Source organism: Psychrobacillus sp. FSL H8-0483 (assembly GCF_038637725.1).
Classification (GTDB): domain Bacteria; phylum Bacillota; class Bacilli; order Bacillales_A; family Planococcaceae; genus Psychrobacillus.
The window spans coordinates 3,532,756-3,557,279 of the sequence record NZ_CP152052.1; the positions used below are offsets into that span (position 1 = coordinate 3,532,756).

Here is a 24,524-nt window from a genome sequence, read left to right on the forward strand (position 1 = left end):
ATTTCCTCCTGTATTATGACCAAATTTTAGATTGCTCGATTTCTTTTAAAGTTTCTTCTATGTTTGTTGAAAGAATGGTAACATGTCCCATCTTCCGATTCGTTTTTGCCTCGCTCTTTCCGTACAAATGAACAGACCAGTTTGGGTATTTGCAAAGGTTATTGGTTAGTGGAACAATATGTTGCCCCAAAACATTGACCATAACAGTTTCTGTCCAGAGCTTTGGATCACGTAAAGGCCAACCGCAAACAGCTCTAATATGTTGATGGAATTGCGAAATATTACATGCTTCGATAGAATAATGACCCGAATTATGAGGTCTTGGAGCCAACTCATTGATCAAAATGTCATTCTCTTCTAGAACGAACATTTCGACTGCAAGTGTTCCGACAAGATTTAAGTGATTTGCAATCTTTTCTGCTGCTTCGATTGCTTTGGCTGCAAGAGATGCATCGATACGAGCTGGAACTATCGTTTCATGGAGAATATGATTTACATGAATATTTTCACCAATTGGTAAGCAATACGTTTGTCCTTCCCCATTTCGTTGGACGATTACAGATATTTCTTTTGTAAATGAAATAAACGCTTCTGCAATACATGCCGAATGGTCAAATAGTGATCTTGCCAATCCTAGCTCATCTTTTGATTGAATCGTTTGCTGCCCTTTTCCATCATATCCACCTCTCGCAGTTTTCACTACGCATGGAAATCCTACTTCATCTATAGCCTGCTCTAATTCCTCAAATGTATTAGCTTCGACAAATTTCGCAATAGGTACCCCAGAAGCTTGGATCTCTGTCTTTTCAATAATACGGTCCTGCGTAATTCTTACAAGCTCTGCCCCTTGAGGTACATAAGCAATTTGCGATAATCGTTTCAAGCCATCATAGTCAATATTTTCAAATTCATACGTAATCACGTCACTTACTTCTGCTAGCTCCTCTAACGCTGCTTCATCATTATACGATGCAACGATTCGAATGTCAGCAACCTGCCCACATGGTGAATCCATCGTTGGTTCCAGTACAGCTACTTTAAATCCAGCTTCTTTTGCAGCTAATGCCATCATTCGTCCAAGTTGTCCACCACCGATAATACCAATTGTTTGTCCTGGATAGACTACTTTAGTCATTGAAGCTCACCGTTACTTTCTAGTACTTGTTTTTTCGTATCTTCTCTTCTTTTTTCTAGTCGTTCAGCTATTTTTATATCTTGAATAGAGAGAATTTGTGCCGCAAGCAATCCTGCATTCGTTGCACCTGCTTTACCAATCGCAACCGTTGCTACTGGCACACCACCAGGCATTTGAACTATTGATAATAAAGAATCTAGTCCATTTAATGCTTTTGATTGTACAGGAACACCGATAACTGGAAGTGTCGTCTTTGCCGCCACCATACCAGGTAAGTGTGCAGCACCGCCAGCACCAGCAATAATGACTTGAATTCCACGTGATCTCGCTTGCTCTGCATATTCAAACATTAAATCAGGCGTACGATGCGCAGAGACTACTTGTTTTTCATACGGTATATGAAGCTCATCAAGTATTTCACAACTATATTTCATTGTTTCCCAATCACTAGAACTTCCCATAATTACACCAATTTTTGCGTTCATTATATTCGTCCCTTCTCAAACTATAAAAAATTCCCCAAATAAACTACTCTCTCTATGAAAGAAAAGCAGTTTACTTGAGGAACTAAGTTTCCGGATTTGTGTTTAACTAACATATGCAAACACATCCTTAGCATAATCCAAAAGTTGCTTTCCCTCATAGTCCTGTCATTTACGGTGACTTGGTAGAGACGCTAAAGCCAATTCTTTAGCATATATGGGGATATGATCGTCTATTTCTATCTTAATTTTAACAAGTTCTGACGGTAACGTCAACGCTTAAATACGAACGATTAATTTTCAGAAAACTATATCGTTCGGTTTTTGTTAATATTTTTACATTTTTTTATCTCTAACACCTTTTAATTGGATCAATTGTTTAACTGGCACGGGCTGTCCGTCTACCTCTGCAAAGATTGGCTCTTCTTTTCTTCCTACTACTTGAAAGCCTTGCTCTATCATTCTGTCCATGCATGTTGAGATGCTCTCATCTTCCTGCACTTCAAACCAGACTGTCTCTTTTTTCATTCGTAATATAGGATGATTTTTGATTTATCATCCATCCTCCTCTTCTTTTGAACAGTTATGTATTTGTAATCGACGATAATAATTTACAGTATATCATGTGTGCGACTAGATAAACATGAGAGTATACCTGTTAGGGAGGGAATCATCCATTTGTTTTTGCTAATCATCCAATGCTATGTGGGATTCTTCTATTAATCATGGTAATTTTTTTAAAACTTCACGGTATTCTTCCAATATTCATGGTTATTCTTCCAAAAATTCACGGTATCATTACAATTCATAGTCATTCTTCCAAAACTTCTCGGTTATTCCAATAATCATATTTATTCTTCCAATTCAAAGTCATTCTTCCAATATCCATAGTTATTCTTCCAAAACTTCACGATATTCTTCCAATATCCATAATTATTCTTCCAAAACTTCACGGTATTCTTCCAATTCTACTTTACATTCGTCCAAAACCTTATTTCCTCTTCATAAATTTTTCACCACTTCCACCTATAAACAGTGTTTTTGGCCTTCTGTTCTCTGGTGAGATTCATAGAATTAAGAATTCTTGATGCCAATTGTGAAGAATTAATCTGTAAAAACTTTCGACAGTCTTTATTAGAAATGCGATCATCTATAAGTGTAAACCATTCCTGAATTGTTAATACATGAGCATTTCTATCAATACTTCCACAATTTGAACAAATCCATCCTATATTCTTCTTCACCATACCAAACTGTTCACATCCTTTACATTGTACCCCAGTCATTAAACAAGCCGGATCAATGGACCAGTTCTTACACATAGGATAAGGAAAATAATCTTGATGAGCAGCCACAATACTCTGAGCTAAATCATCCATTTGAGTTGAGGATAAATATTTCTTCTCCCTTGGCAAATTTCGCAAGTAAACAGGAATGCTCGATGCATATATCACGTCTGTATGATTTGGAGGTTTAACCACCTTAGATTTCATATTACTTAAAACAATAACCCCTTTAACTGGAAGTTCTATTCCACGCCCATGCAACCATTCCTTGAATAAATACATATTTCGATAAACCTGTACTTCTGGGCTCTCGAATATTTCTTTCTTTCCATTCTCTAGTGTACGAGTTAAACATGGTGGTATCGTTTCAAAACACAACTCTCCCACAATATTTTTACATTCTAAAATTACAATATAATATGGACTAATAAACACCGTATCCATCTGGAATTTTCCATTCGAAGATAAACTTACATTATGCAATATGCGGCAGTTAAACGGAAATGAATAACGATCAAATACTTCCGCCACTTTTGTTTCTCCCATAATACCCGCTTTTGCTGATTTCATCTTCGAATGAATAACCGCTTTCATCGCATGCTCGCTTGGTAAACGACGATAGAGCATCTGTAACCCCATATACTTATACTCTATTGATCGCGTTTTAATAATCATATTACCACCCCTTTTTCGCACAATACCATAAATAAATAAAATGTAAATTGTACTAAAAAGGCGACAATTGCATTTTGGTAACGCAGAATGACTCAAAATTGAATTATATGTCAATATAATGCAACAAAAATTAATTTTTAATTTTTTTACTATGAACATTTTTTCGACTAGAAATGTCACTATTTCCTGGGAAATGTCATTTCAAATAAATTAACATATCTATTGTCGTCTAATGAAATCAAAGATTACTTTTGAGATCCATTAAATGACTTAACGATACCTCATGTTAAAATTGAGAACACTCTCTCCAAAACTGAGTACAAATTAATCAACTGCAAAGTTAGCAAATAATCGACAAAAGTTACCATTTAAAAATCCACACACAAAAAAGCCGCTACCGATTTCTCGGTAACGACTTAGTGCCCAGCGACGTCCTACTCTTGCAGGGGGAAACCCCCAACTACCATCGGCGCTGAAGAGCTTAACTTCCGTGTTCGGTATGGGAACGGGTGTGACCTCTTCGCCATCATCACTAGACTTTGAGTTGTTCACTCAAAACTGGATAAAAGACATTGAATTCTTCAAATTCTATTTTGGTTAAGTCCTCGATCGATTAGTATTCGTCAGCTGCACGTGTCGCCACGCTTCCACCCCGAACCTATCTACCTCATCGTCTTTGAGGGATCTTACTTACTTGCGTAATGGGAAATCTCATCTTGAGGGGGGCTTCGTGCTTAGATGCTTTCAGCACTTATCCCGTCCACACATAGCTACCCAGCGATGCTCTTGGCAGAACAACTGGTACACCAGCGGTGTGTCCATCCCGGTCCTCTCGTACTAAGGACAGCTCCTCTCAAATTTCCTACGCCCACGACGGATAGGGACCGAACTGTCTCACGACGTTCTGAACCCAGCTCGCGTACCGCTTTAATGGGCGAACAGCCCAACCCTTGGGACCGACTACAGCCCCAGGATGCGATGAGCCGACATCGAGGTGCCAAACCTCCCCGTCGATGTGGACTCTTGGGGGAGATAAGCCTGTTATCCCCGGGGTAGCTTTTATCCGTTGAGCGATGGCCCTTCCATGCGGAACCACCGGATCACTAAGCCCGTCTTTCGACCCTGCTCGACTTGTAGGTCTCGCAGTCAAGCTCCCTTCTGCCTTTACACTCTTCGAATGATTTCCAACCATTCTGAGGGAACCTTTGGGCGCCTCCGTTACACTTTAGGAGGCGACCGCCCCAGTCAAACTACCCGCCTGACACTGTCTCCTACCCGGGTTACGGGTATGGGTTAGAATTTCAATACAACCAGGGCAGTATCCCACCGACGCCTCCTCCGAAGCTGGCGCTCCGGGCTCTAAGGCTCCTGCCTATCCTGTACAAGTTGCACCAAAATTCAATATCAAGCTATAGTAAAGCTCCACGGGGTCTTTCCGTCCTGTCGCGGGTAACCTGCATCTTCACAGGTACTATAATTTCACCGAGTCTCTCGTTGAGACAGTGCCCAGATCGTTACGCCTTTCGTGCGGGTCGGAACTTACCCGACAAGGAATTTCGCTACCTTAGGACCGTTATAGTTACGGCCGCCGTTTACTGGGGCTTCAATTCGCACCTTCGCTTGCGCTAAGCACTCCTCTTAACCTTCCAGCACCGGGCAGGCGTCAGCCCCTATACTTCACCTTACGGTTTTGCAGAGACCTGTGTTTTTGCTAAACAGTCGCCTGGGCCTATTCACTGCGGCTCTTCTAGGCTATTCACCCAAAAGAGCACCCCTTCTCCCGAAGTTACGGGGTCATTTTGCCGAGTTCCTTAACGAGAGTTCTCTCGCTCACCTTAGGATTCTCTCCTCGACTACCTGTGTCGGTTTGCGGTACGGGCACCTATCACCTCGCTAGAGGCTTTTCTTGGCAGTGTGAAATCAGGAACTTCGGACTAAGTCCTCGCCATCACAGCTCAATGTTATAGAATGCGGATTTTCCTACATTCACACCTTACTGCTTGGACGTGCATAACCAACAGCACGCTTACCCTATCCTTCTGCGTCCCCCCATTACTCAAACGGTGGTTTGGTGGTACAGGAATATCAACCTGTTGTCCATCGTCTACGCCTATCGGCCTCGACTTAGGTCCCGACTAACCCTGAGCGGACGAGCCTTCCTCAGGAAACCTTAGTCATACGGTGGACGGGATTCTCACCCGTCTTTCGCTACTCATACCGGCATTCTCACTTCTAAGCGCTCCACCAGTCCTTCCGGTCTGACTTCAACGCCCTTAGAACGCTCTCCTACCACTGATACCAAAGGTATCAATCCACAGCTTCGGTGATTTGTTTAGCCCCGATACATTTTCGGCGCAGCGTCACTCGACCAGTGAGCTATTACGCACTCTTTAAATGATGGCTGCTTCTAAGCCAACATCCTGGTTGTCTAAGCAACGCCACATCCTTTTCCACTTAACAAATACTTTGGGACCTTAGCTGGTGGTCTGGGCTGTTTCCCTCTTGACTACGGATCTTATCACTCGCAGTCTGACTCCCAAACATAAATCATTGGCATTCGGAGTTTGTCTGAATTCGGTAACCCGGGATGGGCCCCTAGTCCAAACAGTGCTCTACCTCCAAGATTCTTAACGTTTGAGGCTAGCCCTAAAGCTATTTCGGAGAGAACCAGCTATCTCCAGGTTCGATTGGAATTTCTCCGCTACCCACACCTCATCCCCGCACTTTTCAACGTGCGTGGGTTCGGACCTCCAGTAAGTGTTACCTTACCTTCATCCTGGACATGGGTAGATCACCTGGTTTCGGGTCTACGACCACATACTCATTCGCCCTATTCAGACTCGCTTTCGCTGCGGCTCCGTCTTCTCAACTTAACCTTGCATGTAATCGTAACTCGCCGGTTCATTCTACAAAAGGCACGCTATCACCCATTAACGGGCTCTAACTACTTGTAGGCACACGGTTTCAGGATCTATTTCACTCCCCTTCCGGGGTGCTTTTCACCTTTCCCTCACGGTACTGGTTCACTATCGGTCACTAGGTAGTATTTAGCCTTGGGAGATGGTCCTCCCAGATTCCGACGGAATTTCACGTGTTCCGCCGTACTCAGGATACACTCAAGAGAGAATGAACTTTTGACTACGGGGCTTTTACCCTATCCTGCGGACCTTTCCAGATCGCTTCGTCTAGCTCATTCCTTTGTAACTCTATGTAGAGTGTCCTACAACCCCAAGAGGCAAGCCTCTTGGTTTGGGCTATTCCCGTTTCGCTCGCCGCTACTCAGGGAATCGATTTTTCTTTCTCTTCCTCCAGGTACTTAGATGTTTCAGTTCCCTGGGTGTGCCACAGATACGCTATGTATTCACGTAAATGTACTGCTCCATTACGAACAGTGGGTTTCCCCATTCGGAAATCTCCGGATCAAAGCTCACTTACAGCTCCCCGAAGCATATCGGTGTTAGTGCCGTCCTTCTTCGGCTCCTAGTGCCAAGGCATTCACCGTGCGCCCTTATTAACTTAACCTAATATGGCTTCCAATTACTTGGAGTCCATTCAAAATTAGTAGTTAAAAGTACTACACAACATATAATCACCGAAGTGATTATAAATTGAATTTCTTGAATTTGTTTCTTTCAATGTCGTTTTATCCAGTTTTCAAAGAACAAGTTTTCAAATGCTCATAAAAATGAACATTCAAAACTGAACTGCAAAACGTTAAGATACAGATAAAAATCTGTATTCCGTAATATATCCTTAGAAAGGAGGTGATCCAGCCGCACCTTCCGATACGGCTACCTTGTTACGACTTCACCCCAATCATCTGTCCCACCTTCGGCGGCTGGCTCCCGTAAGGGTTACCCCACCGACTTCGGGTGTTACAAACTCTCGTGGTGTGACGGGCGGTGTGTACAAGGCCCGGGAACGTATTCACCGTGGCATGCTGATCCACGATTACTAGCGATTCCGGCTTCATGTAGGCGAGTTGCAGCCTACAATCCGAACTGAGAACGGTTTTATGGGATTAGCTCACCCTCGCGGGGTTGCGACCCTCTGTACCGTCCATTGTAGCACGTGTGTAGCCCAGGTCATAAGGGGCATGATGATTTGACGTCATCCCCACCTTCCTCCGGTTTATCACCGGCAGTCACCTTAGAGTGCCCAACTGAATGCTGGCAACTAAGATCAAGGGTTGCGCTCGTTGCGGGACTTAACCCAACATCTCACGACACGAGCTGACGACAACCATGCACCACCTGTCACCGCTGTCCCCGAAGGGAAAGATCTATCTCTAGAACGGTCAGCGGGATGTCAAGACCTGGTAAGGTTCTTCGCGTTGCTTCGAATTAAACCACATGCTCCACCGCTTGTGCGGGCCCCCGTCAATTCCTTTGAGTTTCAGTCTTGCGACCGTACTCCCCAGGCGGAGTGCTTAATGCGTTAGCTGCAGCACTAAGGGGCGGAAACCCCCTAACACTTAGCACTCATCGTTTACGGCGTGGACTACCAGGGTATCTAATCCTGTTTGCTCCCCACGCTTTCGCGCCTCAGCGTCAGTTACAGACCAGAAAGCCGCCTTCGCCACTGGTGTTCCTCCAAATCTCTACGCATTTCACCGCTACACTTGGAATTCCGCTTTCCTCTTCTGTACTCAAGTCCCCCAGTTTCCAATGACCTTCCACGGTTGAGCCGTGGGATTTCACATCAGACTTAAAGGACCGCCTGCGCGCGCTTTACGCCCAATAATTCCGGACAACGCTTGCCACCTACGTATTACCGCGGCTGCTGGCACGTAGTTAGCCGTGGCTTTCTAATAAGGTACCGTCAAGGTACGAGCAGTTACTCTCGTACTTGTTCTTCCCTTACAACAGAGTTTTACGATCCGAAAACCTTCTTCACTCACGCGGCATTGCTCCATCAGACTTTCGTCCATTGTGGAAGATTCCCTACTGCTGCCTCCCGTAGGAGTCTGGGCCGTGTCTCAGTCCCAGTGTGGCCGATCACCCTCTCAGGTCGGCTACGCATCGTCGCCTTGGTAGGCCGTTACCCTACCAACTAGCTAATGCGCCGCGGGCCCATCCTGTAGTGACAGCCGAAACCGTCTTTTAACATTTCCACATGTGAGGAAATGGATTATTTGGTATTAGCCCCGGTTTCCCGGAGTTATCCCAATCTACAGGGCAGGTTGCCCACGTGTTACTCACCCGTCCGCCGCTAAATCAGAAGAAGCAAGCTTCTTCGTCATTCGCTCGACTTGCATGTATTAGGCATGCCGCCAGCGTTCGTCCTGAGCCAGGATCAAACTCTCCATAATAGAGAACTTAAAAAGCTCATTTGTTTTGCTGGCATCATCATTAAATGATGTCAAAAATTGTTTTGCTATCAAGCTAACCGAAGTTAGTCTTTCAAGCTATATGTCTTAACGTTTTGCATGTTCAGTTTTCAATGTTCATGTTGTCGTTTTGTTTTAGCGACCTCTGTATCTTAACACCCTTTTCGATACTCCGTCAATACAAAAAACGATAAATATCGACAAATATACAATAACAATTTATTCGGATAAATACAATTATTAATCTTAGATATAAATCTTTGCTTCTAAACCCTCTGCTTACTACGTTTGGCACTTCATTTTGGAAACATACTTCTCTCCAAAAATAGATTTCCTAATAGAAAAAGAGAATGATTTTATTTGAGATAACTAAAAAAAGAGAGACATAAAGTCTCTCTTTTCATTCACTTCATTATAAGAATATAAAGTAGCCAAGGAAAATTAGCCACAAGCCATACATAATAGGATGTATTTCTTTAATTCTTCCAGCTACGATCATTGTAATTGGATAGAATAGGAATCCAATTGCGATACCAGTTGCAATGGAATAAGTTAATGGCATTGCGATAATTACGAAGAATGCTGGAACTGCAATTTCGAATTTCTTCCATTCTATATTTCCTAAGGAAGATACCATTAATACCCCAACGATAATTAATGCTGGTGCAGTAACATATGAAGTAACTACACTCAATATTGGATAGAAGAATAGTGATAATAATAGAAGTACCCCTGTCACTACTGCTGCAAAACCTGAACGTGCACCAGCTGCAACACCAGCAGTTGATTCTACATAAGAAGTAGTAGTAGAAGTACCTACTACTGCACCCGCTGTTGTAGCGATTGCGTCTGCAAGTAGTGCTTTACCAGCACGTGGTAATTTTTCACCTTTCATCAATCCAGCTTGGTTTGCTACAGAAATCAATGTTCCTGCTGTATCAAAGAAGTTAACGAATAAGAAAGTAAGTACTACGATCAAAAATTGATGATTAAAAAGAGATGATGGATCATTGAATATTGGATCAAGCGCTGCCCCAAAAGTTGGTGCCACACTTGGAACACTACTAACGACTGCAGTTGGAATTGGCACTAGACTGAAAATCATACCAACAATAGCCGTGATTAGCATACCATAGAAAATCCCACCTTTAACGCCTCTCACCATCATAATTATTGTAATTACTAGGCCGAAAATTGTTAATAGAATATTCGGATCTGTTAAGTCACCTAATCCAACGATTACTGCAGGATTACTAACGATAATCTTAGCATTTTGTAAACCAACAAAAGTAATGAATAAACCAATTCCTGCACCAACTGCGTATTTTAACTCAGTTGGAATTGCATTAATAATTGTTTCGCGAATACCGGTTAATGAAAGAAGAATAAAGATAATACCTGCAACAAATACACCGGTTAAAGCTACTTGCCAAGAAACTCCGAAATCCAATACAACTGTATAAGCAAAGAATGCATTTAGTCCCATACCAGGAGCTAGTGCGATTGGATATTTTGCTAATACCCCCATTAAAATAGAACCGACACCTGCTGCAATAGCAGTAGCTGTAAACACAGCTCCTTTATTCATATGCATGTAGTCTGGTAATCCTTCTACTGTTTCAAGCGATAAAATCATTGGGTTTACTACGAGGATGTAAGCCATTGCTAGGAATGTTGTTAAACCACCAATAATCTCACTGCGGTAGTTCGTACCTAATTCGTCAAACTGAAAATACTTTTTCATGAGATCCTCCATTTTTTTGTCTCGATAACGAAAGAAAAGCATACGACCAATTACTACGGTCGTATGCTTTAAAAATCTCCAATAAGGGAAAGAACAATGCTTTCCTCTCATCGTAGTCGAATCATTTACGGTGATTCGGTAGAGACTTTCGGGCCTTATTCCCAACGTTATACGACGACATAATTAAATTATGTATGTAATATACCATTGATTTTTTCTAAAATCAATACTAAACACGAACGTTTTTAAAATTAATTATATAATAGTTCGCTTTTTAAAAATCTGACATATTACATAAACAGTTTAGTAAAATAAGGAAGAGTGTGCTATACATGAAATTTAGAAGAGTCTTTCGTAGTTAAAATGGTGATGATCTATTTTAAACATCATAATCAACAGAGGAGATTTTTATAATGAAAATTGAAAGATTATTATCTATCCTAGTTGTTTTATTAAATAACGAAATTGTTTCGGCAGATGAACTTGCTAAAAAGTTTGAGGTGAGTAAAAGAACCATTTATAGAGATATTGAGTCTTTAGCTTTGGCTAACCTTCCAGTTGTAACATTTCATGGACGAAATGGCGGAGTTGGGTTGATGCCTTCTTATAAAATGGATAGATATTTGTTTTCCGATGAAGAAAAACAAAAGATTATTGAGGCTCTAAAAATTCAAACAAGCATGGTACATGAGGATAGCCAAATGCTTATAGATAAATTGGAGAGCTTAAGAGGAATCAATAACATGTCGGAGCACTTTTCCTTTTACTCCCCTACTATACATAGAAAAGAAATCGAACAAAATCTTCAGGACAAGTTAATCCTTTTAAAACAAGCGATAGCTTTGAATAGGAAGTTGCACATAGAATATGTTTCTCAAAGTGGTGAAATCACACATAGAGTTATTTCACCTTATAAAATTGTATTAAATGGTGGTAGTTGGTATTTAGAGGCTTACTGTGAAAAAAGAAACGATAGAAGATTATTTAAGCTAACGCGAATAAGAAATTATACATTACTTGATGAAGAATTTGCTGCGGCAAACGTAGAAGAAACTGACTTAGCACCTTCTTATGAGATCGCTGAATTAGTTTTTCAAAGAGATCAATTAGGTAAGTTGTATGACTTTTTCTTAGAAAATGAAATTACTATACACGAAAACTACATCAAAGTAGTATTTTCGTTTGATAATAATAGAAATCTGTTACCTTTTTTATTCATGTTCAGTAGCTCGGTTGAGATAATTAAGCCCGAATCATTAAAACGTAAATATTACAATGAGTTAAATAAAATCTACAATAAATTAAATAGTGACACTCAGTTGTCATATATTCCATGATACATTTTCTGTAGAGAGGCGGAGATGTAAAGTGCGAAAAGAATTTTCAACTAAAGCAATCTACGGAAACAAAATTAGAACAAACAATAATGATATTCGTGTATTTTCAAACATGTGGGGTGAATTTTTGAAGAATAAAGTGGAAGGTGATATATACGCAATATATAGTAACTACCAAAGTGATCATACAGGTGACTTTGACTTTTTAATCGGAACAGAAGAAGTGGTTGGGAACTCTACCGTTACTATTCCCAAGGGTGAATATTATGTTTGGGAAGTTACAACTAATGATATGGAAGCTGTCGGTAAAGCCTGGAACGAGATTTGGAAGAGTGATTTACCTCGAACATACAATCATGACTTTGAACTTTATAAAACAGATGGAAGTATAAGTATCTATTTATCCGTTTCTAATGGCTAAAACATAGCAGCACATCCAAAAGTAAGAGAACAAAAAAACCGATTCTAAAAAAGAATCGAGGGTTTTTCCTGTAAGGCAACACAAAATAAAAGAAAGGTGTCTTTTAAAATGAATTACAAGGACTTTTATTAGCATCTTCTAATAAAGTTGTAAATAGCGCCCGGAAATGACTATACCTACCTTTAATTTGTTGTTTTAATAAAACTCTTGTATGAGTAACATAATTTTAGACATAAAAAAACTCTCCCTCATTCGCAAAACACGAATATAGGAGAGTTTAATTTTTTCATAATAAATAGTTGCACGTAACAAGCGATGTACCTAACTAAAAACTAACGATAAACATTGGTATATCAGGGTTTATCTTATTTTGCTTTTAGTTAAACTTCACTTCCTATTCCCACTCAATCGTTGCTGGTGGTTTACTCGTAATATCATACACTACGCGGTTGATGTGTGGAACTTCATTTACAAGACGAACACTTACTTTTTCTAGAACGTCCCAAGGGATACGTGCCCAGTCAGAAGTCATTCCATCAATAGAAGTTACTGCACGGATACCGATTGCATAGTCATATGTGCGTGCATCGCCCATTACACCAACGCTACGGATGTCAGGAAGCACTGTGAAGTACTGCCAAATATCACGATCTAGACCAGCTTTTGCAATCTCTTCACGAAGAATTGCATCAGATTCACGAACGATTTCAAGTTTTTCTTCTGTGATTTCACCAAGTACACGGATACCTAAACCAGGACCTGGGAATGGTTGACGCCAAACGATTGCTTCGTCAAGACCAAGCTCTAAACCAAGTGCACGCACTTCGTCTTTAAATAATGTTTTTAAAGGCTCGATTAACTTGAACTGCATATCTTCAGGTAGTCCACCTACGTTATGGTGAGATTTAATCGTTTGAGCTGTCGCAGTACCAGATTCAATAATATCTGTATAAAGAGTACCTTGAGCTAAGAAATCCATACCATCTAATTTAGACGCCTCTTCATCAAATACATAAATGAATTCGTTACCAATAATTTTACGTTTTTGCTCTGGATCAGAAACGCCAGCTAATTTATTCATGAAACGTTCACGTGCATCAATTTTAATAACTTTCATGTTAAAGCCTTCTGTGAAAGTCTTCATTACTTGTGCAACTTCACCTTTACGGTTCAAGTTGTGATCCACAAACATACAAGTTAATTGATCGCCTATTGCTTTATGAATTAACACAGCAACTACAGAAGAATCTACTCCACCACTTAGTGCGCATAGAACTTTTTTGTCGCCAACTTCAGCACGAATTTTTTCAATTTCCATTTCAACAAAGCTTTCCATTGTCCAATCACCAGTTGCATGACAAACGTCAAATACGAACTGACGAAGTAATTCGATTCCATAAGCAGAATGTCTTACTTCTGGATGGAATTGAACTGCATAAAATTTCTTCGTTTCATTTGCCATTGCTGCTACTTCACATGATGGGCTAGTTGCGATTACTTCAAATCCTTCTGGCGCTACAGTTACATGGTCACCATGACTCATCCATACAACTTGATTCGCAGGAAGTTTTCCAAATAGAGCCGTCGCATTTTTCACATCAATTTCCGCTTTACCGTATTCACGATGAGAAGCTTTTTCCACTTTTCCACCGAAATGTTGTGACATTAATTGCATACCATAGCAAATCCCTAAAATAGGAACGCCAATTTCATATATTGCTGGGTCAATATGAAATGCATTTTCATCGTATACAGAGTTTGGGCCGCCGGAGAAAATGATACCTGTAGCATTCATTTTCTTTAAGTCTTCGGCTGTGATTGTATGCGGATGTAGTTCACTGTATACTCCAAATTCACGAATACGACGCGTGATTAATTGGTTGTATTGACTTCCGAAATCTAGTACGACGATCTTTTCTTGTTCTATCAACAATGGAGTTGAAGACATTAGCATCCACCTCTTCTTATAAGTAATCCAAGTTGCGCCTCTCAATCAAATTCACTTTGGTATTTGGATGTTTTACTGAATAAGATTAAAAAAAACGCGTATGAAAGTATTACTCTCTCTACGCGTTTACGTTCTCTACATCAAAAAGGTGAATGCATATGTCCCTAAAAAAGACATGACTGCATTCACCTTCATAGTCAAGTTATTATCGGTAACTTGGTAGAGACATCCGAACCATATTATCGGACATATACGAGGGCAACTTGGTCAATTTAATTTGACTTCAGTTTACAGGTTGTCGAACCTAAAATCAACCGCTTAGTTGATTGATTAAATTTTCCCAACTTTCTCTCATTAATGCGTAATTTACATTATCTTTATTGTTACCATAAAATCCATTTTCATACGTACTTGTCAGCCTTCTCATATGTCGGTCTCCAAAGTTTATATCAACCTGTTTTGCAAAATCCATAAGAGTTTGCCCTTGCTCTCTTTTTAGACCGTACCTATTAAGTTCTTTTAATAACTGGTGGTACATTTTCTCAAAAGTATTCCAATCCTTTTTTCTCATTCGATATACAGGTATAAGCACTTTGGATAGCCACTTCCCTCTATGTCGATACACAAGCAAACTGAAGAAAGTTATTCCAACTAGGGTCCAGATTATTAATGCCTTTCGTTCAGATACCCATTTGGCAACAGTTTTCATCATTTCCGTGAAGCCTATAGAAATTTCTGACTGCTCATTTTCAGACTTTGGTTTTTCGGGAGTTGGAGTTGGACTTGCTTCGGGTACTTCTGGCTCATCTGATTGAGCGTCAATGTCATAATTTACGGTTGGATTATTGGAAAATCCAATAGTTGGCTCGAAAGTCATCCACCCTACGTTAGGGAAATATGCTTCCACCCAAGAATGAGCATTATTATTCGTTACTTCAAATACTGGCACACCATCTATCTGATCAACAACTTCACCTGGAGCAAAGCCTTTCACCCAACGTGATGGAATTCCTTCCGAGCGAAGTAAAACGACCATAGAGGTGGAAAAGTTATCACAATAGCCTACCTTCGTATCGAATAAAAACTGATCGACATAATCAGTGTCACCCTCTGGAATAGCCGCGAAGTTTTGATTGTAACTAAAACCATTTTGACGAAAGTATCGTTGAATTGATATTGCCTTATCATATAAACTTCTATTACCTTCCGTAATAGAAGTAGCTAGATCTCTTACTCTTGTTGGTAAATTTTCTGGCAGTTGTAAATATCTATCAAACTCACTTGATAGTGCATTTACGTCTTCAATGGTTGCACTTCGAAGTGCTTTTAAACTGTAAACTGGCTCACTAAACGTGGTATCATAATTCATAATGGGTACAGTATTTTCCCCAATAAAAGTAGAAACTTTTTGATTCCTCGTGTCCATGTCCATCCGAAAAGGTGCCTGGCTTATTGAATCTACGCTTTTTATTCCATAAGGCTGCATGATAAAAGGAAACTCTTGTAGCATATTAATACTTGCAACAGATGTCCCGTCCTCATTTCCAGGAGCAATGTCTGAAATGATCGATTCCCCTGAATTAAAGCTACTAATTTCAGAATCTATACTAGATTGAATCCACCCTTTCGAGGTATACGTATCCTTCGTCTCTATTTTCCAATATTGCTCCGTTTGTACATTTGCCATAAACACTGGTGTATCATCGCTACTAAAACCCCCACCTAGCTCTTCATCATTCTCCCCATACCCTACTTTCCGAGTCACTCCATTACCTTTACTACCTTCTCCAAAAGAAGCATTAGGGTTCGAAGATGTGAAAAATGGCACTGGATCTGGCCAGCTTGGTCCTGCTTTTGGCAATGTGTAGGCAAACACTCCACTTATCAAAAGTAGCACTACTAAACTAGTAACTGAGGCGAATAAAAATGTTCCTTTCATTTCCTCTTTATTTTCACTCATAAGCTTTTGTGCATATAACAATCCCATTACGATAAACCCAGAAATTAATATGATCACAATACTCTTGTCTCCGTTATAGCCACTGAAGGTATCTAAAATCGTTATAAATAAAACAGTGAGCACAAAGAATAAGAGCAGATTTTTTCGAACACGAATCCAATAATTCAATAAATACGTAGTCATCCATAACAGGATAAAAAACAATACTGTACGAAAAGGGTCATTCATTTTTTGCCATTCTTGCGTCACGATTGCTTGGACATTTACTACGAGAGTTTCCCATAAATAAGAAAATGCCTCTCTTGATAAAAAGGAAAGGTCCGTGTAAAGAGCCACGATTACCCAACAAATAAATAGCAATTTTAATAGAGTTGCATATTTCCAGTTCAACTTTAGTAAGTAGAATAAAAAAGATAACGCTAAATAGTAACAAAATAAATTCAAATTATCCGTATCCGTTAACTCAATAACAGGCTTTAACCATTCGACCATTAAAAGGTAAACAGAAAAATAAATGATAAAGGATAAAATTGTTTCTTGTGTCTTTGCACTCATGAACGCTTCACCTCCAAAAATGCTTGGGCAAACCGATCCTTTGTTATATTATGAACCTGTATTCCTCTGCTCCTTGCATACTGGTACAGAGAATGTTCTTCTTTTAGTGATTTCTCATTTTTTTGCTTTACAACAAAGCAAGTACAAACACGTAAGTTACCTGCTGTCTTTTGAATACTATCGATCCATTCATGTGTAAGTCTACTAGTAATATACAAGAGGGATGTTGCTTGCGCTAATGCACCATCATGCAAGACTACTTGCTCGACCGGCTTTGTTAAACCGGCTTGAACTTTTGTTAAATGATAAAGCACACGTTGTAGCTGTTCTTCCGTTTGAACAGACGGAAGAAATAAACGATTTTCCCCAAGAGACAAAAAGCCACTAGATGCTTGATGCCGAACGACTGCTTGCATGATTGAGGCGGATAAATCGACCACTTCTTCAAAAAGATTAGAAGGAGTTCTATCTATTAAAACGAACAAGTCTTGTGATTGGCGGTCTTCAAACTCTTTCGTTTTAAGTGTTTGAGTGCGGGCAAATGATTTCCAGTGAATCCACGAAACACGATCTCCTGGTTGGTAAGATCTTACTCCCGTTGCCATGGACGTATCCTTCATCGTTTGAATCCTGGATAAGGCTGCTCCTTGGTCGTATCTTGTTTCAATCGGAATATATACCATCTCCGTTAAATTAGGAAATACGAGGATTATCTTTTTGTTTGAGATAACCGTTTCTTTTTGTATCCATCCGAATAAGTCACATACCTGAATGGTTGAACCCTCTAAGACATGCTCTCCACGAGGAATATGATCGATTTCAAACGTCCACGTAAGCTCTTTTTTCATTCCCCAAAAAGCTAGCCTTTTCCATGAGGTTGTATGCTCAAGCGTAGAACTTACATTTTCCTTATACTTAATATACATAAGCGGAAAACGATTATTTCGTTTCACTCGAACGATTGCTGAAAATTTCCCTCCGCTATATACCTTGCGCGTTTCAATGGTTCGTTCCACTTCTACTTTAGATAATGGATACAAGAATAATAGAAACGAATAAATAGAAAGAGGAACGACGAGGTAAAATAGAAACCAACTAACAAATCCCCCTTGAAACATTGCATAGACAAACGCAACAATTAGAAGAAACAAGATACCTGTAAAGCCTTTTAGCTTCTTTAATCGTTTGAGCCATTGCATCATTGACTTATTTTCCTCTTAATCGGGACAGGTGTTCGCTTCACGATTCGAGATAATACTTCCTCTGTTGAAATGCCATCATATCTTGCTTCTGGTCGAAGGATGACACGATGCCCAAAAACAAATGGAGTTAAGTACTGAATATCATCTGGTGTAACGAAGTCCCTTCCTTGTAGCATGGCAAAAGCTTGGGAAGCTCGCATTAATGCTATGGAAGCTCGAGGACTAACACCTAAGTATATATAAGTATCTTGTCTCGTTCGATTTGCAAGATCTACAATATACCCTTTCATCGTGTAATCTACTTTTACCAGCTTCACTTGCTTCTGTAGGTGTATTAATTCCTCCAAAGAAAGGACAGGCTCCAAAGTCTCAATAGGAGTAGCGTGCTCTAATCTATTTAGTATTTCTATTTCTTCACTTGGATGTGGATATCCCATTTTTAGTTTCAATAAAAAACGGTCCAGCTGAGCTTCTGGCAAAGGATACGTTCCTTCATGCTCAATTGGATTTTGCGTAGCCATAACGAAAAACGGCTTTGGAATTGGCATAGTCACTCCATCAATCGTAACGGACGCTTCTTCCATTCCTTCTAACAGAGCGGATTGCGTTTTTGGAGAAGTACGATTAATCTCATCTGCAAGGACAATATTTCCTAAAATCGGACCAGGTCTAAATTCAAATTCCATTTCTTTCGGATTGTAAATGGAAACCCCCAATACATCGGATGGCAATAAATCTGGCGTAAATTGAATTCTTTTAAAATCGGCACCTATTGATTTTGCGAGAGCTCGAACCATCATCGTTTTCCCTACTCCCGGAACATCCTCTAAAAGTACATGTCCCTCTGATAAGAGAGCAATTACCGCAAGCTCCGCTATATTTTTCTTACCTATCATTACTTTTTCTATATTCGCTATAATTGCGTGAATTTGACTTTGTTCTGTCATCTGCTTACCCCCAACACTCACTATTGATAGATTAGTTAGAATATTAATTTAATACTTTACAAGCATACCGAAAATTACAAAAAAATACAAATTAAAAAGTCGAATTACCTCATTGGAGACAATTCGACTTCGTTTTATTATTTCCAAAAATCATCAAAAACAGTAATCGGCATAAAACGTTTATGCTTCGAGCGATTATAGAAGCCTTCAATCTTTTCTTGTGCTTCCTTCGATACCATTTTACCTTCTAAGTAGTCATCAATTTCCTCATAAGTTACACCAAGTGCCACTTCGTCTGGAAGTGCAGGGCGGTCTTCTTCTAAATCAGCGGTAGGTGTCTTTAAATATAAATGCTCTGGACAACCTAACTGCTTGAGTAATTGCTTTCCTTGTCTTTTATTCAAACGGAAAATTGGCGTTAAATCGACACCCCCATCTCCATACTTTGTATAAAATCCAGTGACTGCTTCTGCAGCATGGTCTGTCCCAAGGACAACTCCATTATGCATTGCAGCAATGGAATACTGGGCCTTCATGCGCTCTCTTGCTTTCTCATTGCCTTTTGCAAAATCTGATAGCGTAATACCCGCTTCGGCTAGTGCACGAGCACTTGCATCCACCGATTCTTTAATGTTAATTGTTACGCGTTGGGAAGGGTTAATAAAATGAAGCGCATCTTGACGTTCTGCTTCATCAAATTGCACGCCATACGGCAAACTTACTGCTATAAACACATACTGTTCTTCGCCAATTTCCTTATTTAATTCGTCTACTGTCAGTTGAGCAAGTTTTCCAACTAATGTAGAATCTTGCCCTCCGGAAATGCCTAAAACTAAACTTTTCAAGAATGGATGCTTCTTTAAATATGCTTTCATAAAATCGATACTTAAACGAATTTCTTCTTCTACAACAATAATTGGCTTTACTTTTAGCGTCTCTATAATCTCTCGTTGCTTTGATGACATCTTTAACGACCTCCATTTTGAGCAATGAAATAATGTTCCATTTCCTTCACTTCTTGAATATTACGCATTTTATTATCCCAACATTTTTGACTTAAATCGACTGGATATTCTTCTGGGTTAAGGGATCGTTTATATTCATCCCATAGTAATTCTAAATTATCATGCGCATATTGACGAATGTCTGGTAAATCAGGATTTTCATAAATAACTTGTCCACCCTCAATTACTTTTACATGTAAATCTTTCGCTTCGAAATTGGTTACAAATTTTGATACGAATGTATGGACCGGATGGAACATTTTTAAGCGTTCCTCATGCGTAGGGTCTTCATCGTGCATTGTAATATAGTCGCCCTCTGCCTTTCCATTTTCTTTATCAATGATACGGTACAGTTTTTTCTGACCAGGCGTTGTTACTTTTTCGGTTGTAGAAGAAATTTTGATCGTATCTTCCATTATTCCTGCTTCATTTTCAATAGAAACTATTTTATAAACAGCTCCAAGTGCAGGCTGATCATACCCTGTAATTAGTTTCGTTCCAATACCCCAGCTATCTACCTTGGCACCTTGAGCTTTCAAGTTTAGAATTGTGTATTCATCTAAGTCATTAGATACGATAATTTTCGCATCTGTAAAACCAGCTTCATCTAACATTTTTCTAGCTTCTTTTGAAAGAAATGAAATATCCCCTGAATCTAGGCGAATCCCGATAAAGTTAATCGTGTCACCAAGCTCCTTCGCAACCTTAATAGCAGTTGGAACACCTGTTTTTAAGGTGTTATATGTATCCACTAAAAAGACGCAATCTTTATGACGTTTAGCATACGAATGGAAAGCATCATATTCATTTTTATATGCTTGTACTAAAGAATGGGCATGTGTTCCGGAGACGGGGATGCCAAACAACTTTCCTGCACGAACATTACTCGATGCTTCAATCCCACCGATATAGGCAGCACGTGTACCCCAAATAGCTGCATCCATTTCTTGCGCACGTCTAGAACCAAACTCCATAGCAACTTCGTCTTTCACTACTTGTTTTATACGAGAACCTTTTGTTGCAATTAAGGTTTGGTAATTTACGATATTTAATAATGCAGTTTCAACTAATTGAGCTTCTGCTAATGTAGATTCAATACGCATAATGGCCTCATTTGGAAAAACTAGTTCCCCTTCCACCATTGAGTACACATCACCAGTAAAACGTACTGTCTTCAAGTAAGCGATAAAATCCTCTCGATAACCAAGCTCGTTTTGTAAATAATCTAGATCACTTTCTGTAAAATGAAAATCTCGTAAATAATCTAGACATCTCTCCAACCCTGCAAAAATTCCGTACCCATTTCCAAATGGAAGCTTCCGGAAAAATAATTCAAACACAGCTTTTCGTTCATGCATATTATCAGCCCAATAAGCTTCGACCATATTTATTTGATATAAATCAGTATGTAATGCTAAACCGTCGTCTGGATAAATTTTTTTCATAAAGATAAGATCCCCTTCTCCATAACAATTGAACTAAGTATACACTATTTCGACATATTCTTGGACTAATAACACACAAGAAAACCAGCCACCGAAATGATGGCTGGTTCTCGTCAATTAAATCATTATTTACCCATTGGAGATATATCACTGTCACAATATATTCTGCAACTACTTCAATCTCATTACAATAAATTTTAATTCGAATTCAAAATAAATGAATCAATTTCATTATTCCAATTTACATGAAAAAGCACGCACAATACTAAAGGAAACTAAAGAAATATATATTTTACACGGAATAAAGTATAGTTGATTTCCGCTATAGGCGGACGCTTTCCGCGGGGTGAGCGATAAGCCATCACCGCAACTCACGCGTCGTTTGTGATGACTTATCTGCTTCACTCATCCCGCTGGAGTCGCCGCCCGCCGCTTCAATCAACGAAGTGATAAATGTTCGTATTTTAATGACAACGTACTATTTATGAAAATAAACTCAAATGTTTCCGCTTTCAAATCTATTAAGATAGAAATTTACTTATAGTTTTTAATCAGCATCGCTACAAATCTTTTCTGATACTAGGTTTATGCAAGAATCTAGACGTAAAAACACTTGTAAACATTTATCCTCAAATAGAGGTTTTTATAACAAAAAAACTGTCTAAGACCTCTTACTCTTAGACAGTTTTACTATCGTACTATTTTATTTACCTTGCGGAGAGATTACGGTTACTACATAGTCCGCAACCGCTTCCATCTCTTCAGGAGTTAAAGTATCTTTAAACGATGGCATGGTAGATTTTCCATTTGTAATGCGTTCTAATACATCCTCTTTACTTTCTGCAATTTTACTGTTTTGTAAGTTTGGTCCATTGTGTCCATTTGCACCTTGATCGCCATGACAAGCGATACAGCTGTTGTTAAATATTTCAAGACCAACAGCCGCACTACTTACTGTTTCGCCTTCTGTAGCTTTCTCTTCAGTAAGCTCATTAACTTTGCTTTTAGCTGAACCGTCGATTACTTTCCCCTCTGGTAAAGTTCCGCCTAATTTAAATGTATATACCTTATCTCCATGCTTACTACCTGCAAGTGCATTTCCTGCCGCATAAATCGAAATATATTGTTCTCCATCTATTTCATATGTTATGGATGGTGCATTTGCCCCTGCATCCATCATATATTCCCACACTTGATCACCCGTTTTTGCATCGAATGCAATGAGACGACCATCATTATGACCTACAAATACAAGATTTCCAGCAGTTGTTAACACACCACTATAAGCTAGAGCATCCCATTTTTGTTGCCATGCTATTTTATTTGTTTTTACATCTATTGCAGTAACTGTCCCTCTAGTTGGCGAATTTAAAACTGGGCCAAAAATACTTCCCAAATAAGCGTCACCCTCTGAAAACTCCGTTAATTCATTTCTTTCAAATGACATGTAGTGATCATTACCTAGTACATAATAATACTCAGTATCAGGATTGTATGCGGAAGGTGGCCAGTTTGCCCCCCCAAATGGTCCAGGTTTAAGTGTGATCGGCACATCCCAAAACGGAGTAAAGATACTTCCAACTTCTCCTGTAAATTCAGGCCCTAAATCATTTGCAATATCTTCTTCCGTTATAGTTTGGGGAACAAAGGAATCCCCAACTGGGAACGGTTGAGTTGCAGCTGTTTTTTGTCGTTCCTCTTGCGGCACTGGTTTTTCTTCAATTCCTACTAACGGTGTTCCATCCGTACGGTCTAACAAATAAACCCAACCAGTTTTACCCGCTTGCCCAAGACCTTTACGCATCTTTCCGTCCATCTCTACATCATATAAAATAACGGGGTTGGTAGGATCCATATCCCAAATATCATGATGCACTTCTTGAAAATGCCACACATAATCTCCGTTCTCTGCATTTACTGCCACTACAGAGTTTGCATAAAGATTATCTCCTTCACGATTACTACCGTCTAAGTCAGGAGCAGTATTTCCTGTTGCAAAATAAATGTAACCAAGCTCTGGATCTACCGCTGGCGTATTCCAAACTGGTCCCCCTCCAGTTAACCATGCATCGTTATCGGAAGGCCAAGTATCTCCATCAACATCGCCTGGTCCTGGTATTGTATAGAAACGCCAAACCTCAAAGCCTAAATCAGAGTCATAAGCCATTACGCGACCTCGAATACCATATTCCCCACCAGATACACCGGTATAAACTTTACCGTTATAGTAAAGTGGGGCACTTGTCACTGTATATCCTTCTTCCCATTCTGCTACTTTTGTTTCCCATAATAATTCACCGGTTTTTTGATCAAGTGCGATTAAACGAGCATCTAATAATCCTGCATATACTTTTCCATCCCCAACTGCAACTCCACGAGTTGTCCATCCACAACATACTGTATCCATCTCTTGTGGAATATCAGGGGTATATGCCCATATTTGTTCCCCTGTTTTTGCATCAAGTGCAAAAATGTCGTTTGCTCCGGTTGTAATAAACATCATGCCATCTACAACAAGTGGCGTAGCTTCCCCAGAATATTTATCTTCCGCGCCTGACCCTAGACTCGTCACCCACGTCGGCTTTAAATCTCCAATATTTTCAGCTGTAATTTGATTTAGTATGGAGTAACGTCTGTTGTAATAATCTCCTCCATGGAATGCCCACTCTGTTGACGCATACTCCACCTTCTCATTTGGATTTGCTGGACTCTGTGTTTCCTTTCCTTCTAACTTTACTTCCACCGGTTTTTCTTCATCCTTTACTTTCAATACTGCATAAGGATTTATTTCTTCTTCGTCATCTCCAGTGATTCCAATAAAAATAAGCCCGACTAATACAAGGAAAGCAATACAAGAGCTAATAATGATCTTTGGCCAAACAGATGATTCGTGTCTTCGCATCATTTATTCCTCCTTCTTTATCTAACCAGTTGGCAAAATATAATGAGAGATTATAACCTCTATTAAAATATGCTTTTCAAAAGAGAATAATTCTAAGAAGGAAATGTGGTAACAAAAAAACTACCTAAGAAAGTTTTTCTCTTAGATAGTTT

General features: G+C 39.6%; 14 protein-coding genes, 3 rRNA genes and 3 riboswitches. Of the genes, 2 read left to right on the plus strand and 15 right to left on the minus strand.

All coding sequences use genetic code 11. The features are described 5' to 3' along the window. Nucleotides 1-13: 13 nt before the first annotated feature. The 8 genes from purK to MHB48_RS17260 form a co-directional block, all read right to left on the minus strand. Nucleotides 14-1,135, minus strand: coding sequence for a 5-(carboxyamino)imidazole ribonucleotide synthase (gene purK, locus MHB48_RS17225; RefSeq protein ID WP_342599118.1), 1,122 nt, complete (start codon nucleotides 1,133-1,135; stop codon nucleotides 14-16). Next, entirely contained in the window at nucleotides 1,132-1,620 is a 489-nt protein-coding gene (gene purE, locus MHB48_RS17230) for a 5-(carboxyamino)imidazole ribonucleotide mutase (RefSeq protein ID WP_340923583.1), read from the minus strand. Before purE ends, purK begins: the two co-directional genes overlap by 4 nt. A 137-nt stretch (nucleotides 1,621-1,757) precedes the next feature. Then, a riboswitch (purine riboswitch) is annotated at nucleotides 1,758-1,858 on the minus strand. A gap of 95 nt (nucleotides 1,859-1,953) precedes the next feature. After that, nucleotides 1,954-2,145 carry an NETI motif-containing protein gene (locus MHB48_RS17235; RefSeq protein ID WP_340923586.1) on the minus strand — a complete coding sequence of 64 codons (192 nt, stop codon included), beginning with the start codon at nucleotides 2,143-2,145 and terminating at the stop codon, nucleotides 1,954-1,956. A gap of 485 nt (nucleotides 2,146-2,630) precedes the next feature. Continuing rightward, complete coding sequence (locus tag MHB48_RS17240; protein WP_342599119.1) at nucleotides 2,631-3,578, minus strand: nuclease-related domain-containing protein; 948 nt, start codon at nucleotides 3,576-3,578, stop codon at nucleotides 2,631-2,633. A gap of 421 nt (nucleotides 3,579-3,999) precedes the next feature. Next, nucleotides 4,000-4,115 (minus strand): 5S ribosomal RNA (rrf, locus tag MHB48_RS17245). A 56-nt stretch (nucleotides 4,116-4,171) separates the two neighbouring features. After that, nucleotides 4,172-7,100: ribosomal RNA gene (locus MHB48_RS17250) — 23S ribosomal RNA — on the minus strand. A 235-nt stretch (nucleotides 7,101-7,335) separates the two neighbouring features. Further along, a 16S ribosomal RNA gene (locus MHB48_RS17255) occupies nucleotides 7,336-8,889 on the minus strand. The 16S, 23S and 5S rRNA genes sit together here, the layout of an rRNA operon. Before the next feature lie 430 nt (nucleotides 8,890-9,319). Then, nucleotides 9,320-10,651 carry an NCS2 family permease gene (locus MHB48_RS17260; RefSeq protein ID WP_342599120.1) on the minus strand — a complete coding sequence of 444 codons (1,332 nt, stop codon included), beginning with the start codon at nucleotides 10,649-10,651 and terminating at the stop codon, nucleotides 9,320-9,322. A 93-nt stretch (nucleotides 10,652-10,744) separates the two neighbouring features. Beyond that, a riboswitch (purine riboswitch) is annotated at nucleotides 10,745-10,846 on the minus strand. Nucleotides 10,847-11,064: 218 nt separating this feature from the next. On the opposite strand from MHB48_RS17260, the gene MHB48_RS17265 reads away from it, so the two are divergent. Next, nucleotides 11,065-11,988: a YafY family protein gene (locus MHB48_RS17265; protein ID WP_342599121.1), complete on the plus strand. Its 924-nt coding sequence runs from the start codon at nucleotides 11,065-11,067 to the stop codon at nucleotides 11,986-11,988. 31 nt (nucleotides 11,989-12,019) lie between these two features. After that, nucleotides 12,020-12,409, plus strand: coding sequence for an effector binding domain-containing protein (locus tag MHB48_RS17270; protein WP_342599122.1), 390 nt, complete (start codon nucleotides 12,020-12,022; stop codon nucleotides 12,407-12,409). A 394-nt stretch (nucleotides 12,410-12,803) separates the two neighbouring features. Here MHB48_RS17270 and guaA read toward each other — a convergent pair whose 3' ends face one another. The 7 genes from guaA to MHB48_RS17305 form a co-directional block, all read right to left on the minus strand. Next, nucleotides 12,804-14,357 carry a glutamine-hydrolyzing GMP synthase gene (guaA, locus tag MHB48_RS17275; protein WP_342599123.1) on the minus strand — a complete coding sequence of 518 codons (1,554 nt, stop codon included), beginning with the start codon at nucleotides 14,355-14,357 and terminating at the stop codon, nucleotides 12,804-12,806. Nucleotides 14,358-14,531: 174 nt separating this feature from the next. After that, nucleotides 14,532-14,633, minus strand: a riboswitch (purine riboswitch). A gap of 34 nt (nucleotides 14,634-14,667) precedes the next feature. Beyond that, the gene (locus MHB48_RS17280) at nucleotides 14,668-16,872 is read right to left on the minus strand and encodes a transglutaminase domain-containing protein (RefSeq protein WP_342599124.1); all 2,205 of its coding nucleotides are present in this window, start codon (nucleotides 16,870-16,872) and stop codon (nucleotides 14,668-14,670) included. Then, nucleotides 16,869-18,074 carry a DUF58 domain-containing protein gene (locus MHB48_RS17285; protein WP_342599125.1) on the minus strand — a complete coding sequence of 402 codons (1,206 nt, stop codon included), beginning with the start codon at nucleotides 18,072-18,074 and terminating at the stop codon, nucleotides 16,869-16,871. The genes MHB48_RS17280 and MHB48_RS17285 overlap by 4 nt, the downstream gene beginning before the upstream one ends. Further along, nucleotides 18,071-19,021 (minus strand): MoxR family ATPase, encoded by a 951-nt coding sequence (locus MHB48_RS17290; protein WP_342599126.1) that lies wholly within the window; start codon nucleotides 19,019-19,021, stop codon nucleotides 18,071-18,073. Before MHB48_RS17290 ends, MHB48_RS17285 begins: the two co-directional genes overlap by 4 nt. A gap of 137 nt (nucleotides 19,022-19,158) precedes the next feature. Further along, a complete protein-coding gene (nadE, locus tag MHB48_RS17295) occupies nucleotides 19,159-19,986 on the minus strand; it encodes an ammonia-dependent NAD(+) synthetase (RefSeq protein ID WP_342599127.1) in 828 nt (275 codons plus the stop codon). A gap of 2 nt (nucleotides 19,987-19,988) precedes the next feature. Further along, on the minus strand, nucleotides 19,989-21,470 hold the full coding sequence (locus MHB48_RS17300; protein WP_342599128.1) for a nicotinate phosphoribosyltransferase: 1,482 nt from the start codon (nucleotides 21,468-21,470) through the stop codon (nucleotides 19,989-19,991). A 703-nt stretch (nucleotides 21,471-22,173) separates the two neighbouring features. Beyond that, on the minus strand, nucleotides 22,174-24,375 hold the full coding sequence (locus MHB48_RS17305) for a PQQ-binding-like beta-propeller repeat protein (RefSeq protein ID WP_342599129.1): 2,202 nt from the start codon (nucleotides 24,373-24,375) through the stop codon (nucleotides 22,174-22,176). Between the last annotated feature and the right edge of the window lie 149 nt (nucleotides 24,376-24,524).

Excerpts from the sequence above, each read along its gene's own strand:
- purK (WP_342599118.1), bottom strand. The coding sequence starts at position 1,135 with ATGACTAAAGTAGTCTATCCAGGACAAACAATTGGTATTATCGGTGGT.
- purE (WP_340923583.1), bottom strand. The coding sequence starts at position 1,620 with ATGAACGCAAAAATTGGTGTAATTATGGGAAGTTCTAGTGATTGGGAA.
- MHB48_RS17235 (WP_340923586.1), bottom strand. The coding sequence starts at position 2,145 with ATGAAAAAAGAGACAGTCTGGTTTGAAGTGCAGGAAGATGAGAGCATC.
- MHB48_RS17240 (WP_342599119.1), bottom strand. The coding sequence starts at position 3,578 with ATGATTATTAAAACGCGATCAATAGAGTATAAGTATATGGGGTTACAG.
- MHB48_RS17260 (WP_342599120.1), bottom strand. The coding sequence starts at position 10,651 with ATGAAAAAGTATTTTCAGTTTGACGAATTAGGTACGAACTACCGCAGT.
- MHB48_RS17265 (WP_342599121.1), top strand. The coding sequence starts at position 11,065 with ATGAAAATTGAAAGATTATTATCTATCCTAGTTGTTTTATTAAATAAC.
- guaA (WP_342599123.1), bottom strand. The coding sequence starts at position 14,357 with ATGTCTTCAACTCCATTGTTGATAGAACAAGAAAAGATCGTCGTACTA.
- MHB48_RS17280 (WP_342599124.1), bottom strand. The coding sequence starts at position 16,872 with ATGAGTGCAAAGACACAAGAAACAATTTTATCCTTTATCATTTATTTT.
- MHB48_RS17285 (WP_342599125.1), bottom strand. The coding sequence starts at position 18,074 with ATGATGCAATGGCTCAAACGATTAAAGAAGCTAAAAGGCTTTACAGGT.
- MHB48_RS17290 (WP_342599126.1), bottom strand. The coding sequence starts at position 19,021 with ATGACAGAACAAAGTCAAATTCACGCAATTATAGCGAATATAGAAAAA.
- nadE (WP_342599127.1), bottom strand. The coding sequence starts at position 19,986 with ATGTCATCAAAGCAACGAGAGATTATAGAGACGCTAAAAGTAAAGCCA.
- MHB48_RS17300 (WP_342599128.1), bottom strand. The coding sequence starts at position 21,470 with ATGAAAAAAATTTATCCAGACGACGGTTTAGCATTACATACTGATTTA.
- MHB48_RS17305 (WP_342599129.1), bottom strand. The coding sequence starts at position 24,375 with ATGATGCGAAGACACGAATCATCTGTTTGGCCAAAGATCATTATTAGC.